Origin of the sequence: Treponema lecithinolyticum ATCC 700332 (genome assembly GCA_000468055.1) — a bacterium.
GTDB classification, from domain to species: Bacteria; Spirochaetota; Spirochaetia; order Treponematales; family Treponemataceae; genus Treponema_C; species Treponema_C lecithinolyticum.
Genome location: KI260571.1, coordinates 1 through 15,077 on the forward strand (window position 1 = coordinate 1; position 15,077 = coordinate 15,077).

Consider the following 15,077-nt stretch of genomic DNA (forward strand, 5'->3'; position numbering starts at 1 on the left):
TGGTTTGAAGACACATTCAAGGACTGCGATGCCCTCGGCGTAGACAGCATAAAAGTGCCGAAAGCGGCTTATAATCAGTTCACCACAGCTGAAGCGCTTAATAAAATGGCTGTTCCCGGCGCCACAGAAGCCGAAAAAAGAGCAAAGTTTAAAGGCCTTGCGGAACTTAATCCGTAAATGTTTGGCAATCGGACATCGTTTCACAACCGAACCGCTTGTTCGGTTGTGAACTTCGTAAAGAAGCAAAACAAATCGCTTTTGCCGACAGCACCGAAGCCTAAGCAAAAAAATTGAGCGTTGCACGGGGTTGTACAACGCTCAGCATCTTAAAACGCATGGCTTTAACCGCGCGTTAGTTAAGTTTACTTATTCAAAATAAATTCAACGCGGCGGTTTTTCCACCAATTGTCTTTATCCGAATGTGCGGCAACCGGCATACGTCCGCCCCGTCCGACCGTCGTCAATCTGGACGCGCTTATACCATAAGATGCCAGTATCGACTTAACGGTTTGCGCCCTTTCTTGCGACAGGGGAACCAGCGGAATGTTTCCGTTTGCACGCGATGTTTCTTCTTCTTCGGTTCCGCTTATATTGTTTGCATGTCCTTCAATCGTTACATTGTAATCGCGGAATTTATTTAATATTTCGACGATACGCTTGAGCACGCGGTAGTTATTGTCTATAACCGACTGATCAAGACCGCGCTGGGGATCTTCGTTTTTACCCTTAAAGTCCGCGTTATCGCTGCGGAATATAATTGAAGGTACTTGCATTTTAAGCACATCGCCTATTCTGATAACAAGTACGTCCACCGAAATAAAACCTTCTACCGAAGAAGTCATTCCCAAAATATCGGTTACGGTAAAGGTGTACGGATAGTCTACTGCGGATTGCACCAGTTCTCCGTTATTTCCTCTTCCGTCCCAAATAATACGCTCGGTAATGGTCGATTTGCCGTTTGTTTTCCAAAAGCTTTTACCGTTGTTCGGGTCTTTTATTTCAAACGACCAGTTTTTAAACGGCACAACGCTTGTTCCTTTTAAGCTTATAAACAAATCGTCGTCTACACCGTCGTTATCCGGGCTAAAGTATTCGGGTGCCGTACGCACGGTAAGCTGCGGAGGCGTTACGGAACATAAAAATGCTGCCGTAGATGCGCTGACGCTGTCGCCTTTTTCGTATGTAATATCCAAAACCGCAACCATTTTTCCTTCTGCCGTGCGCCCGTTTGCCGTTTTACCGTCCCACTGTATGGAAGAGGGTAAATCGGCTTTGTCTTTTTGGCTCCACGCGTATACGGTATCTGTCGAATCGGCACGTTTAATCGTAAACGACCACTTCGCAATACCTTCGCCGATAGTTGTGCGGATACTGAACTGCTGCGTATCGGCATAACCGTCGCCGTTGGGGCTGAACGCTTCGCGCTCTGCGGTTACAAACACTTTTGCGCTGCGGTTGTCGACTTTAATGTTTTGTATTACGGCTTTTCCCGTATTGCCGGCTTCGTCCGTGCTCGCCATGGTGAGCGTATACGAACCGTCGGCAACAACGTTTCCGGTTTCGTCTTTACCGTCCCAGTTAAAGGATTTGACGTTTCCTTCCCAGCTGAACGATCGTACAGAAGCTTTGTTTTTATCGGTGATAACGGCAGTCCACAGTTTTTCTTTACTCGTTTTTGCCGACACGTCGATACTGTCTTTGTTGCCGTCGCCGTTCGGACTAAACAGGGTATACGGCACTTTTAAACTGACTTCGGGGTATACCGTGTCTAAGCCAAAGGGTTTTACCGTTACCGTAGCTTCGCTGCCGTTTTTAGACAACGTGTGAAGCGACGCCGTATACATGCCGTCGGCACAGCGCACGCCTTCGTCGGAAAGTCCGTTCCAGCTTATGGAAGACGGCAAATTCCGTTTTTCCGCAAAGGTTTTAACCGTTTTACCCGATGCATCGAATATTTTAAGTTCATAAGAAGCAATACCTGCTGCGGTTTTAACGCGCGGCATAAAGTTAACGGTATCTTGCACTTTATCGCCGTTGGGGCTGAACGCTTCGGGGCTGACAGTTAAAAGCACTTCCGTTGTGCCCGTGTTCAATTCAAAGGGTGCGCTTTCGATGCGGCCCGTGTTTCCGGCAAGGTCGGTGCTGAGCAGTACGTATTTATAAATGCCGTCCGTAATGCGTCCGGCTTCATCTGCGCCGTCCCACGTTACTTTTGAAGCGGGCGTTTCGCCGAATGTCCACGTTTTAACCGTTTTACCGGCTTCGCCGATAATGCTTGCAGACCATGTTTTTTCTTTGGAACCCTCTTGCGAAACGGTAACCGTGTCCAGCCTACCGTCGCCGTCAGGACTGAATATAGTTGTATCCAAGCGGACGGTTGCCGTCGGCGGCGTATTGTCTACGGTTATATTGCGCGTTATCGAGGATTCTTGACCGTTGTTAAACGAAGCGCTGAACAGCATCCGGTAGTCGCCGTCGCGCAGCACAATGCCCGCATCGTTTTTGCCGTCGTATTCGATAAGAGCCGGCGGTACAGTGCGCCCTTCAATTGTGCGCACGGTATTTCCCGTTTCATCGCTTATGCGGATAGACCAATTCAGTAAGCCGGTAGCATTCGGTATGGTCGGTAAAATACTTACCGTATCCTGCACTTTATCGCCGTTGGGCGAAAAAGGACTTCCTTTTACCAGCATATTAACAGAGCGTGGTAGCGCATCGTAAATAATATTCGTTACTTGAGCATCTCCGGAAGAGTTTCCCGCACGGTCGGTACTCGATATACGGTAAGTATACACGCCTTCGGTAACGGCAGCGCCGCTGTCGTCCTTTCCGTCCCATGCACATGTGCCCGGCGATGAGTTTTTCCACGTAAACGTGCGCACCGCTTTTCCCGTATGGTCCAGTATTTGAGCTGTCCACAAATCTTCCGAAGAGCCTTTTTGGCTAATCGTAATTTCGCTTTTGTTTCCCGCTCCGAATGTTTTTGCCGATTCTACAGGTTGGGTAACTTCTATTACCGGAGCGCTGTTATCCACTACTACCGCATAAGGTTCGGTTTTGCTTACGTTTCCGTTATCGTCAGATGCCGTTACATAATAAAAATAAGTGCCGTCGCTTGCAATTTCACCGGAATCCAAAACACCGTTCCACATAACCGATTCGGGTACCAATACTCCTTGTTTGGGCGACACTAATTGTTTAAAAAAACTTTTAGCCGTTAAACGTTCCGGTCTGATTTCTTTATTTCCGATTGTTCGCACGGTATTTCCGTCTTTATCGGTAACGACAAACGACCATTCGTTGATGTAGCGTTTATCGCGGATTGTCATCGGAACAACCAATTCATCCTGTACGCCGTCGTTGTTCGGCGAAATATACGCCGTTTTATCCGTTTGGGCAAAAAGCACTGCCGAAAGCGATGTATATAATGCAAAAACACCGCCGCATAAAACGATTTTTTTAAACTTATTCATTGTTCCCCCACAAAGTTATCTCCGGAGCTGCCGTATCTTTTAATCCCAAATACATAGCTGCCCCTGTGGAAAACGCATGCATATTTGCTCTCATAGGCCGGTAAGCGCTTGCCGCTATTATTTCACTTTGCTGCCAGCCTTTTTTGCTTAAAATAGATTCATCCGCGCTGGTAAAACCGAATTTAACGCTGAGCGATATCGACGGGTACCACGAAGCTTTTTGTGCTATAGCTTCGCGCAAATTGATTTGCCAGCCGGTCGAAAGACGTACGATATCGGCAAACAGGCACTGAAAGCCCGCATCCAGCACAAGGTTTTGAAAAGTGGGAAGCGATACATCCAAAGAAAGTCCGCCTGAAAATTTATTAACGCTGAACAATGTACCGGCTACTCCTGCACGCGGCGTAACTATGGAAGGGTAGGATGTAATTTTTTCGCTTAAGCCGTCTATGCCGATTGTTGCCGGTTTGTATGTTTTTCCCAAACCGGTAAGCGCAAAGCCGAAGCGTACATTGCTTAAAAAGGGAAGCCATTTTACAGTGCCGGGAAGGTATACACAGCCGATGTCGGCGCCCAAAGCCCAATCCGAGCCGAAGCCGCCGTATAAGCCTGCTCCTACGTACAGCCAATCGGTTATATCTTTTGAATATGCACCGCGTACGGTAAACGTATTTTTAAGCAGCATATCGTTAAATGGAACAAATACGCCTTGCGCAACTGCGGTAAATACGCCGTAGCGGCTTGGAATAAGAGTTCCGATATTAAACGCTTGTCCGTATGTTTTGTTTTGATTCGGTGCGATAAGGGCGGTATAGGAAACGTCGGCAACAATGCGCTGTTCTACCGCGCTGAGTGCCGGATTAACCGCCGTATGTTCGGGATGAACGTGGAACAAAGGTCCGCCCGCCGCCGAAACTTCTCCCGATAACATAAACGGAGAAGTAAAATGATACAACAATTCTCCTGCTGGCGGGGGGTTGTATGCAAACGCCGCCGCGGTCAAAAGCAGCAGCGCAGCCGCCGCCGAGAATCTTTTCCCTGCTTCGATTTTTTTCATAAAATAACAGCCTCCTGCTGTGCGTACCAGTGTATCCTATTTGTCTTTTTTTTCCAATCCCTGCTGTTTTACATTGACCGAATACACAATAGATACTACAATATATGCCATGAAAACACATACGTTTAAGCACGGAATTCATCCGGGCGACCACAAAGAAATGTCGGAAAATTCTCCGCTTGTCCGCGCATTTCCTTTTACAAAAACGGTGTGCATTCCCGTAACACAGGGAGGCGCACCGAATCAAGTAACCGTAGCTGTCGGAGACAAAGTAGTGCGCGGGCAAAAAATCGCCGAAGCCGATTCGGTTATGGCAGTTCCCGTTCATGCTTCCGTGTGCGGTACGGTAGAAAAAATCGAAAGCCGCCTTGTCAGCGGAAACACAAACGCCATGTGCGTTATTATCGCCGCCGACGGTTCGGACAAAACCGATTTTATGCCGCCTTTGGACCCCTTTACCTGTTCAAAAGACCAAGCTTTGGACAGAATACGGCAAGCTGGTATAGTCGGTATGGGCGGCGCGGCCTTTCCCACTCACGTAAAATTAAATCCGCCGCAAGACAAACCGGTAGAATACGCGTTGGTTAACGCATGCGAATGCGAACCCTACCTTACGGTAGACGCGCAAACTATAGCTTCTTCAGCGGATAAAATCATCGACGGGCTGAGCGCCGTTATGCACATAATCGGTGCACAAAAAAGTATAATCGCGCTTGAAGACAATAAAAAAGCGTTTATCCCTGCTCTTAAAACAGCAATTCAAAAAAGCGGTTACGCTTCAAACATAACAATCGGTTTGTGTAAAACAAAATATCCGCAAGGCGGCGAAAAAGCCGTTATAAAAGCACTTTTAAACCGTGAAATTCCTTCAGGCGGACTTCCCTGCGATGTGGGATGCTGTGTTGTCAATGTTGGGACGGTTGCCGCCGTATCCGAAGCATTCCGCGAAGGTAAACCGCTTATCGAACGCTCATTGACCGTATCCGGCGGCGCATGCGTTCAGCCGAAAAACCTTACCGTTCCGATCGGTACTTTGGTAAGCGACCTTGTGCCGCACGAAATAGAATTAAAAGACGGTATGACTAAAAAGATAGTGGTCGGCGGTCCTATGATGGGTTTTTCCATGCCGAATGCCGACTTTCCCGTACAAAAAAATACAAACGGCGTACTGTTCCTTACTGACAAAGAAACGTCGAACACACCGGAAAGTCCATGTATAAACTGCGGGCGCTGTATACAAGTGTGCCCGTGCGGTTTGTACCCGGTTATGATGGTAAAATCCGTAAAAGGCAACGATTTAAAAGCTGCAGTGCGTTTCGGACTTGACGATTGTATAGAATGCGGCGCATGCGCGTGGATATGCCCTGCAAAAGTGCGGCTTGTGGAAAAATTCCGCACAGGAAAACAAAAACTGCGCGCCGAAAGACAAAAACAGGCAAGATTGGCCGCTGCACGAGGAGGCAAATAATGTCTGCAGCTTTTGATACAAACAACCTTTACATGACGCCGAGCCCGCATTGTACTGCGGAGCGTACAACACAAAGCACTATGCTGCTCGTCATTGCAGCTTTGCTTCCGATTACAGTGTACGGCATTATTTTGTTCGGTGTTCCCGCATTGGTAACCGTAGCGGTTTCTACGGTATCCTGCGTCGTTTTTGAATTGCTTATACAAAAACTGTTTAAACGTCCCGTAAGAATAAACGACCTTTCCGCCGTTGTAACGGGCTTGCTTTTGGCGCTCGCTTTGCCGCCGGCAATTCCCGTATGGATGACCGTTTTGGGCGCATTGTTTGCAATTGTTATCGCAAAAGAGTTTTTCGGCGGCATAGGCTCGAACGTATTTAACCCTGCGTTGGCAGGACGCGCGTTTTTGTTTGTCAGTTTTCCTGCCGCCATGGGAGCGCGTTGGATAGACCCTGCAACCGATGCGGTAAGTGCGGCAACCGTTTTGTCGCAAATAAAAGAAGGGAGCGCATCGTTTTCTGCCGCCGATTATTTGCAATACTTTACGGGAAACAGAGCCGGTTGCATAGGCGAAACGTCGGCTGCCCTTATTTTACTTGCCGCAGCCTTTTTGCTCGTTATTAAAATCATCGATTGGCGCGCACCCTTAAGCATGATTGTTTTTGCAGCCGTTCCCTCTTTTATTGCCGGCGGCGACATTGTTGCGTCGGTGCTTACCGGCGGTTTGTTGTTCGGCGCAGTGTTTATGGCAACCGATTATTCGACCGCACCGGTAACGCCGTACGGACGTTTTGTTTTCGGCGCGTTGTGCGGCTTAATTACCTTTTTAATCCGAAAGTTCGGCGGCTACCCTGAAGGCGTTATGTTCAGTATCCTCATTACGAATGCGATAACTCCGTTTTTAAACAAAATAATCGGCAGAAAATACGGGCATCCCGCACTTTTTGAGCGCAAAAAAACCGAAAAAGCAAACGGGGGCGCAAAATGAAAAAAATACTGAAATTGGGCTTTATCCTTGCCGCTTACGCGACGGTCGCCTGCGTTTCTTTGGCATTGGTATACAATGTAACGGCGCCCGCCATTGAACGGGTAAAGCAGGAAAAAGCCGGTGCGGGAATGAAAATCGTTTTTGCACAAGCGGACGCCTTTGTTCCCGTGCAGGACTTTGAACGCGATGCTGCAAATCCGATCGCGATTAACGCGCTGTACACAGCCGAAAAAGGCGGAAAAGTACTCGGCGCGGTTGTAGAAGCCGCGGGCGCAACCTACGACAAGGCGACTATGCTTATCGGCTTGGATTTAAACCGCACGATAACAGGCATTCAATTTTTGTCGTTAACCGACACACCCGGCTTCGGCCAACGGGCAAACGAACCGGAATTTTTAAATCAGTTTACCGGCTTAAATGCCGAAAACACGCTGGAAGCCGGCAAAAACTTTGACGGTTTAAGCGGCGCTTCCATTACAACCAAGGGCGTTACGAACATCGTAAACTACGCCGTGTGGGTTGCCGGCAATTATTTGGCCGCAAACCACGGCGGAAAAGCCGGCTCGGGCGCAGCTCCTGCGGCACCGAAAGCGGCAGCCGTGTTTGACTTTGAATCGGCCTTTGCCGAACTTTTTCCTGCAAAAGAAGGCTCAAGCGTGCCTTCTTACACCGAAATTCCGGGCATGCAATCAAAAACGGTAAATAAAATCCGTATCGATAATATGTGGACGGTTTCTTTGGACGGTAAAACAATCGGCGTTATGGCCGCCGCAACCGGTGCAAGCTACCACGGTACCGCGAGCGTTCTTACCGCGGTTGACATGGAACGACGCATTATCGGAGTACGCATTACCGCTTTGAACGATACGCCGAATATCGGCCAGAGAGCTTTGGAAGAAGACTTTTACAATCAGTTTGCCGGAAAAAACACCGATGCGAATCTGCTCGTAAAAGACGGGCTGGACGCGCTTAGCGGAGCGACGATAACTTCGGCGTCTGTAGCCGACATTGTAAAAGTAAGCGCCGTTGAAGCCGCTTCTCAAGCAACCGCGCAGGGCGGAAAAGCTGCTCCTGCCGGTTCCGGCGAATATGCGCTCAACGGGCTTGAAATGGAAGAATAGGATTAAGGAACGATTATGAACACACACATAAAAACATTTACCAACGGCATTGTTCGGGAAAACCCCCTTTTGGTTTTAACCATCGGACTATGCTCGTCGCTTGCCGTTACGGTCAACGTATTCAACGGATTGGGCATGGGGACGGCGATGACCTTTGTTTTGGTTATGAGCGAAATCATCATCAGCTTATTCAGAAAACTGATTCCCGATTCCATACGCATTCCGATTTTTATTATCGTTATCGCAACCTTCGTTACGATTGTCGATTTGATTATGCAAGCGTATTTTCCCGCACTGTCCGAATCGATGGGCGTATTTATTCCGCTCATCGTCGTAAACTGCATTATCATGGGACGCGTTGAAGCTTTTGCTTCAAAGCAGGGCGTCGGAGAAGCCGCTTTGGATGCTTTAGGCATGGGCTTGGGCTATTTGTGGGTTTTAAGCGGAATTTCGATTGTACGTGAATTTTTCGGAGCGGGAACCTTTTTCGGTTTGCGCGTTATTCCGGAAGCATATACAATCGGCTTTTTTAAAGCGGCGCCCGGCGGATTTTTCGTATTCGCCATGTTTATCGCCGTAACGCAAGCTATCCGCAAAGCCGCGGAGCAGCGGAAAAAAGCAAAAGGAGGGGCAAAATGACGGACTTGGAACTGGGAAAAATCTTTTTAAAATCGATGCTCATCGATAACGTCGTATTCATTCAGTTTTTGGCGCTCTGCCCCTTTATCGGTATGACCGCTGATACGGGAAAAGCGATCGGTATGGGAGGGGCAACTTCCTTCGTTATGATTTTGGCGACGGCGGTTACCTACCCGCTGTACACGTATTTGCTCAATCCGCTCGGCTTGGGCTTTTTGCAAACCCTTATCTTTATTCTCGTTATCGCCGCGCTCGTGCAGCTGGTCGAATTCTACCTTAAAAAATCGGCGCCGGCTTTGTACAGTTCAATGGGCGTGTATCTCGCGCTCATTACGACAAACTGCGCCATCCTCGCCGTTACCTTAAACACGATTTCCAAAAGCTACGGCTTTTTGCAATCCCTCGTGTATGCGGCAGGTTCGGCTGCAGGCTTTTTTCTCGCCCTGGTTATGATGGCAGGTGTTCGCGAGCGCATGAAAACCTCGGACATTCCGGCATTTATGAAGGGAACTCCCGTACTCTTCGTTACGGCAGGACTTTTATCCCTAGCGTTCGGCGGCTTTGCCGGACTTATAAAATAAGGCGGATACCATGACGATTATACTGTATACCCTTGCCGTTTCGTTCACGCTGGCACTGATTTTGGGTCTTTTACTCGGCATTTTTGAAAAAGTGTTTTACGTACACGTTGACGAGCGTATTGCAAAAATACGCGCAGTGCTTCCCGGCGTAAACTGCGGTGCATGCGGGTATCCGGGCTGCGACGGCTTTGCAGCAGGCGTTGCAGCAGGAGAAGCTCCCGTAACCGGCTGTGTTGTCGGTCGCGCGCCTGTTGCACAAGCAGTCGGCGAAATTATGGGCGTGCCAGTCCCTGCAAAAAAATAAGGTGCCGCACCGCATACTTGCGGTGCCGAACACTTCATCTGTGCGCGAAAATTAAACAGACCGTCCCGAGTAGGGAAGCTTCCGACTCGGGACGGTTTTTTCACTTTACGTTCTATAAAAATTTATGTATATTTATTACGTATTTCAATAGTTTTGGTTCGCGCCGAAAATCAACCGAAGTACATACTCTATTTTTTTTATCAGGAGAAAGTATATGAAAAAACTTTCAGCTTATTTAGTGTTGTCGACGCTGTTTTTAGCGCTGCCTCTTTCGTTTGCCGCCGCGGATTCGGCAATGGATGTCCGCATCGACTACAAAATGAATGTTGCAAAAGAGGACTATACGGCTAATTATTTTAACTGGACGGTCGGAAAACAGGCTGCCGTAAAAGACAAATTCGATACGGCATCGGGTGCAAGCGTAAAAGGTTCTACCAAAGCGTTTAACGAAGTTCGTTATGCCGAACCTGCTGCCGACAAAAAAGCCGCAATTCCCGCAGGTTTACGCGGTTTGCTTTTGTATCCCGTTTCAAATTTCGACGTTGCGCAATTCGATAATCTTACCGTAAGCGAAAACGCCGGTGTCATAACCGTTTGCTTTGTACATCGCGGCACTGCGTATGAATTGACTACGGATAAAAAAGGCAACTTTAACGTTTTAACCGGAGCAAAAATTGCGCGTAATGTCGGCGACAATAATATGAACGTTTTTACGGTAAAGCCCGAATACTTAAAAGCCGACGGAGATGCGACAAAAATGTCTGATTTGGACTGGAGTAAGGTGCAGCTTGTAAGCGACACTTACAGCCCCGAAGCTGCTTACCATTACGAGGGTACGTTAAAGTTTACTTTTAAAAACAACGTGTTAGGCATTAGCGGCACACTCAAGCACAGCAAATAATGCTTGCCCCCTGAATCAGAGGGAATTCCGGTTCGGGGGCTTTTTAAGCTGCGAAATGCTCGTAAACCGTATTTTGGGCAACGATATTCCCATACAAAATCTATACCTCGAAACGGAACTGATTGTACACAATTCAACTGCAAACGTATAATTGATTTTTAGACAGTCCTGCTACACGGCAGCCCGTTTGCAGGCAATTTTTTCGATGTTTTCTACGGCGGCTTTTAGTTCGGCTTCGTCGGATGAAAAAGCCATCCAGCGCGCCAAGCCTTGTTCGCTTTCGCTTGAGCGCTGGGCTATGCGGCACCACTGTCCGTCTCCCCATTTTTTTTCAAGCAGCGATGCGCCCAGCGGAGAACCGTCGTACAGCGTATTGGTAAGGATGTATCCTTGAGAACAAAAAAAAGCTTCGGTTCCCGTAAGCGTTTGCGCGCGATCGGAGTCGGATGTGTAAGAATGCGACCATTCGCGCACGCGATGAGTTTTGCGCTGCAGTTCTAAAAGCTGTAAAAACCTTTCTTTGTTTTTTTTCCATTCTTTAAAAAACATAAGGCAAATAAAAAGTGTGCTTTCTGTAGGTGCATAAAGAGGGTGTGCTGCTGAGAGTAGGTCGGGCGTATCTTGTAAATCAAGCGGAGCCGATTTGATGTAATAATGTGCCGATTCTTCGACGGCTGCGCACAAGTTTGCGGATAAAAATAAATTCTTTATAAGAGAGTGCCCGTTTGGAACAAGAACGCTTTCAAATCCTGCTTTTTTTAATTCCCATGCAATGTAGGGAGCAGCTTTTGAATCTATACCAATACGTTTGTTTGTCTCCTGTGCATCCGCACCCAAAGCTTTGGCTATAAAAAGCATAACTAAAGACGGAGATATTTCTTCCGTGTCGCCCGTGCGTATGTCTATGCGGTCGCCGTCGCCGTCAAAAAACAATGCAAAATCAAAACGGTCCGCCGTGCGCAGCATAAAGTCGATTGTTTTTTGAATGTTTTCCTTTATAATGGGATTCGGAGAGCCTGCGGGAAAATCTCCGTCGGGCACAATGTTTCGCACAGTAAGCGACACCCCCGCTTCATTTAGAGCGCGCATAATTTCGTTTCCGGCGCTTCCGCATAAAAAATCGGCGCACACGCGTATACCGCTTAATGAATTTTTACCAATACCCGCCCGCGTCATACAGCTTTTGATGTACTCGTCGGTATCGTTAAAAAGGGAAACGCTGCCTTGTTTTCCGGTTTTACTCTCGGGTGTCGGAGACAGGTTTTCAAAAAAAGCTTTTTTTATTGCGGTTAATCCGCCTTCCGGTCCAATGCCCGCCGCGATAGGCATACATCGCGGTCCGACTATTTTTTGACCGGCGTACTGTGCCGGATTGTGCGAAGCGGTAAACATAATACCGCAGGATTCGGGACGCTTAATGCAGCTAAAATAAAACTGGCAAGTGGAAACGGGAAGTACGTTCGCTTCGACGCAAAAACCCATTTCGGTAAAACAATCGATTGCCATTTGCAGTAAATGCGCACCGCTTTTTCTTGTGTCGCGGCACAGCACCAGCTTTGAAGTTTGCAGTATATTTTTAAAATACCAGCCTTGAGAGCGGTACAAGCGGCGGGCAAATTCATCGGTAAGCTCATCGGCGTTAATACGGATATCGTATGCATGAAAAGCAGCACAAGCAAATTCATTGTCGGTCATACGCTGATTATGGCATACAAATTAAAAAGCGTCTATGAATTGCTTAAAAATTGCATAAAAAAGTAAAAATTTAAAGCAAAAGCTCTTGCATAAAATTTATTTATAGTGTATAAGTATAACTCCGCACGCAAAAGAAAAGCGGTTTGGCAGCTTTTGTATAAAAGCTTGCCGAAAGTGTTTTTCGTCTGCAGCGGGTGTTCGCAAAAGCGAAACAAGGGTTCTTTAAAAGTCAAGCGGTTTGCAAAATGCAAAACCGGTGAAACCGTAAAGATCGGAATAATCCGTATCAGGTTATCACAACCCTTGGTGTAAGGACATATGCCGTCGGCAATGTCTGTAACGGCATCAAGAGTGCTTGGCTTAAGGCGTGTATATGCGCCTTTCGGGCCCGGGATGCCAAACCGGTCATCAAATGCAGATTTGGTGGTGATAGGTGGAGTCCGGCCGGGGTAGTTGAATAGATAACTGCCTATATAAAAACAGTTTAGTTTTCGGCCATTCTCAATTATATCACTTTGTACTCAAATCATGTATTTTTATTATTTTTCATGCCTTTAATCTGGTAAGGAGGATCAAATGGCAAAGGAAAAGTTCGAAAGAACAAAACCGCACATGAATGTAGGTACTATTGGTCACGTCGACCACGGTAAAACCACCTTATCTGCGGCTATTACATCGTATTGCGCCAAGAAATTCGGCGACAAGCAGCTTAAGTACGACGAAATTGATAATGCTCCGGAAGAAAAAGCCCGCGGTATTACGATCAATACGCGTCACTTGGAGTATCAGTCCGACAAGCGTCACTATGCTCATATCGACTGCCCCGGGCACGCCGACTATGTTAAAAACATGATTACCGGTGCCGCTCAGATGGACGGAGCTGTTTTGGTCGTTTCGGCGCCCGATTCGGTTATGCCTCAGACGCGCGAGCATATTCTGCTTGCCCGTCAGGTAGGTGTTCCCAAGATTATCGTCTTTTTGAACAAAGTCGACCTTCTTGACGATCCGGATCTTATGGAATTGGTTGAAGAAGAAGTGCGCGATGTGCTTGAATCGTACGGATTTCCGCGCGACACGCCCATTATAAAGGGTTCCGCATTTAAAGCTTTGCAGGACAGTGCGTCCGCCGAAGATACGGCTCCTATCCAAGAGCTTTTGGATACAATGGATACTTACTTTGAAGATCCTGTGCGCGATGAGCAGCTTCCCTTCCTTATGCCGATTGAAGACGTGTTTACGATTTCCGGACGCGGTACCGTTGTTACGGGTCGTATCGAACGCGGTATAGTCAATATGAACGAAGAAGTTGAAATCGTCGGTATTAAACCTACGCAAAAAACGGTTATTACCGGTATTGAAATGTTCAATAAATTGCTCGACCAAGGTATGGCAGGCGATAACGTAGGTCTTTTGCTTCGCGGTATCGACAAAAAAGCCGTTGAGCGCGGTCAGGTTTTGGCAAAACCGGGTACAATTAACCCGCATACCAAATTTGAAGCTCAAATTTACGTGCTTTCCAAAGAAGAAGGCGGACGTCATAGCCCGTTCTTCTCTGGTTATCGTCCTCAGTTCTATTTTAGAACTACCGATATTACCGGTACCGTTACGTTGCCGCAGGGTGTTGATATGGTAAAGCCCGGCGACAATACAAAGATTATTGGAGAGCTTATTCACCCGATCGCCATGGATAAGGGTCTTAAGCTGGCTATCCGCGAAGGCGGACACACCATTGCTTCCGGTCAGGTAACAGAGGTTCTTAGTTAATAACGGCCGAAATGGGCGGCGGCTTTCCGTTTAAGCTGAAAGCCGCCCTTTGTTTCTCTCGGAGGGAAAATGGCTACTGAAAAAATCCGTGTCAGGCTGCGTGCTTTTGACGTGGAATTGATTGATCAAAGTGCGAAGTCCATTGTTCAAACTGTGCAAAAGGCGGGCGCTAAAGTTTCCGGGCCCGTTCCGCTGCCGACAAAGATTCAAAAAACAACGGTACTGCGCTCGCCGCACGTTAATAAAAAATCGCGCGAGCAATTTGAAATGCGCACACATAAGCGTCTTATAGATATTATCGAGCCGTCTGCCGATGTTATGGATTCGCTGATGAAGCTTGAATTGCCTGCGGGCGTAGACGTCGAAATAAAACAATAGTGTGCGAGGCTGCGGTACGGTCCCCCGGATCAGGGGATGGCGGCTGCGTGTATTTTAAGGAGATATCGGAATGAAAGGTCTGATTGCTAAAAAAGCGGGAATGACTCAGGTATTCGATGAAGACGGTGACCTTATACCGGTAACCGTGATCCGCGTCGAGCCTAATACGGTTGTTGCCCTAAAAACAAAAGAAAAATTCGGTTACGATGCGGTTGTGCTTGGTATCGACGATTTGAAAAAAACGAAGATTTCCAAACCTTATGCCGGTTTGTTTGCCGAAAACATAGCACCCAAGCGGGATGTAAAAGAATTCCGCGATTTTGAAGGCGAGCTTGCTGTAGGCGATACGGTGGGCGTGGAGCTTTTTGACGGCGTTCGTTTTGTGGATGTAACCGCCGTTTCTAAAGGTAAGGGAACTCAAGGTGTTGTAAAACGCTGGGGTTTCGGCGGCGGACGTGCTTCGCACGGTTCGAAGTTTCACCGTGAGCCGGGTTCCACGGGGCAGTGTACCTCTCCGGGGCGCTCTTTTAAAAACGTAAAAATGCCCGGTCGTATGGGGCGTGAGCGTGTAACGGTGCAAAATTTGCGCGTAGTAAAAGTGGATCCCGAGCTTCGTGTTGTTATGGTGTGCGGTTCGGTGCCCGGTTTTAAAGATTGTACGTTAATCGTTAAAACTGCGGTAAAAAAAGAGATGTAACGGCGAGGAAGAC

Annotated in this window: 13 protein-coding genes; 10 read left to right on the forward strand and 3 right to left on the reverse strand. The window is 47.7% G+C overall.

Annotation, left to right across the window (positions count from 1 at the left end; genetic code table 11):
* Positions 1 to 362: 362 nt before the first annotated feature.
* Both HMPREF9193_RS10110 and HMPREF9193_RS10955 read right to left on the reverse strand, forming a co-directional pair.
* Entirely contained in the window at positions 363 to 3,473 is a 3,111-nt protein-coding gene (locus HMPREF9193_RS10110) for a FlgD immunoglobulin-like domain containing protein (RefSeq protein ID WP_021688043.1), read from the reverse strand.
* On the reverse strand, positions 3,466 to 4,530 hold the full coding sequence (locus tag HMPREF9193_RS10955; protein WP_021688044.1) for a hypothetical protein: 1,065 nt from the start codon (positions 4,528 to 4,530) through the stop codon (positions 3,466 to 3,468). Before HMPREF9193_RS10955 ends, HMPREF9193_RS10110 begins: the two co-directional genes overlap by 8 nt.
* A 109-nt stretch (positions 4,531 to 4,639) precedes the next feature.
* Here HMPREF9193_RS10955 and rsxC point away from each other — a divergent pair, with 109 nt between their 5' ends.
* The 7 genes from rsxC to HMPREF9193_RS10145 all read left to right on the forward strand — a co-directional run bounded on the left by rsxC (position 4,640) and on the right by HMPREF9193_RS10145 (position 10,530).
* The gene (gene rsxC / locus HMPREF9193_RS10115) at positions 4,640 to 5,998 is read left to right on the forward strand and encodes an electron transport complex subunit RsxC (RefSeq protein ID WP_021688045.1); all 1,359 of its coding nucleotides are present in this window, start codon (positions 4,640 to 4,642) and stop codon (positions 5,996 to 5,998) included.
* Entirely contained in the window at positions 5,998 to 6,984 is a 987-nt protein-coding gene (locus HMPREF9193_RS10120; protein ID WP_021688046.1) for an RnfABCDGE type electron transport complex subunit D, read from the forward strand. The genes rsxC and HMPREF9193_RS10120 overlap by 1 nt, the downstream gene beginning before the upstream one ends.
* A complete protein-coding gene (locus HMPREF9193_RS10125; RefSeq protein ID WP_021688047.1) occupies positions 6,981 to 8,105 on the forward strand; it encodes an FMN-binding protein in 1,125 nt (374 codons plus the stop codon). The genes HMPREF9193_RS10120 and HMPREF9193_RS10125 overlap by 4 nt, the downstream gene beginning before the upstream one ends.
* 15 nt (positions 8,106 to 8,120) lie before the next feature.
* Positions 8,121 to 8,744 (forward strand): electron transport complex subunit RsxE, encoded by a 624-nt coding sequence (gene rsxE, locus HMPREF9193_RS10130; RefSeq protein ID WP_021688048.1) that lies wholly within the window; start codon positions 8,121 to 8,123, stop codon positions 8,742 to 8,744.
* The gene (locus tag HMPREF9193_RS10135) at positions 8,741 to 9,325 is read left to right on the forward strand and encodes an electron transport complex protein RnfA (RefSeq protein WP_021688049.1); all 585 of its coding nucleotides are present in this window, start codon (positions 8,741 to 8,743) and stop codon (positions 9,323 to 9,325) included. Before rsxE ends, HMPREF9193_RS10135 begins: the two co-directional genes overlap by 4 nt.
* Before the next feature lie 10 nt (positions 9,326 to 9,335).
* Positions 9,336 to 9,629, forward strand: a complete 294-nt coding sequence (locus tag HMPREF9193_RS10140; RefSeq protein WP_021688050.1) for a (Fe-S)-binding protein — start codon at positions 9,336 to 9,338, stop codon at positions 9,627 to 9,629.
* Between the two features lie 214 nt (positions 9,630 to 9,843).
* Positions 9,844 to 10,530 carry a hypothetical protein gene (locus tag HMPREF9193_RS10145; RefSeq protein ID WP_021688051.1) on the forward strand — a complete coding sequence of 229 codons (687 nt, stop codon included), beginning with the start codon at positions 9,844 to 9,846 and terminating at the stop codon, positions 10,528 to 10,530.
* Between the two features lie 171 nt (positions 10,531 to 10,701).
* Here HMPREF9193_RS10145 and HMPREF9193_RS10150 read toward each other — a convergent pair whose 3' ends face one another.
* On the reverse strand, positions 10,702 to 12,225 hold the full coding sequence (locus HMPREF9193_RS10150) for a phosphoglucomutase/phosphomannomutase alpha/beta/alpha domain II (protein ID WP_021688052.1): 1,524 nt from the start codon (positions 12,223 to 12,225) through the stop codon (positions 10,702 to 10,704).
* Between the two features lie 576 nt (positions 12,226 to 12,801).
* Between HMPREF9193_RS10150 and tuf the strand changes: the two genes are divergently transcribed.
* The 3 genes from tuf (at position 12,802) to rplC (ending at position 15,064) form a co-directional block, all read left to right on the forward strand.
* Positions 12,802 to 13,989 (forward strand): elongation factor Tu, encoded by a 1,188-nt coding sequence (tuf, locus tag HMPREF9193_RS10160; RefSeq protein ID WP_021688054.1) that lies wholly within the window; start codon positions 12,802 to 12,804, stop codon positions 13,987 to 13,989.
* A gap of 69 nt (positions 13,990 to 14,058) precedes the next feature.
* On the forward strand, positions 14,059 to 14,367 hold the full coding sequence (gene rpsJ / locus HMPREF9193_RS10165; protein ID WP_021688055.1) for a 30S ribosomal protein S10: 309 nt from the start codon (positions 14,059 to 14,061) through the stop codon (positions 14,365 to 14,367).
* A 70-nt stretch (positions 14,368 to 14,437) separates the two neighbouring features.
* The gene (rplC, locus tag HMPREF9193_RS10170; protein ID WP_021688056.1) at positions 14,438 to 15,064 is read left to right on the forward strand and encodes a 50S ribosomal protein L3; all 627 of its coding nucleotides are present in this window, start codon (positions 14,438 to 14,440) and stop codon (positions 15,062 to 15,064) included.
* The last annotated feature ends 13 nt before the right edge of the window (positions 15,065 to 15,077 follow it).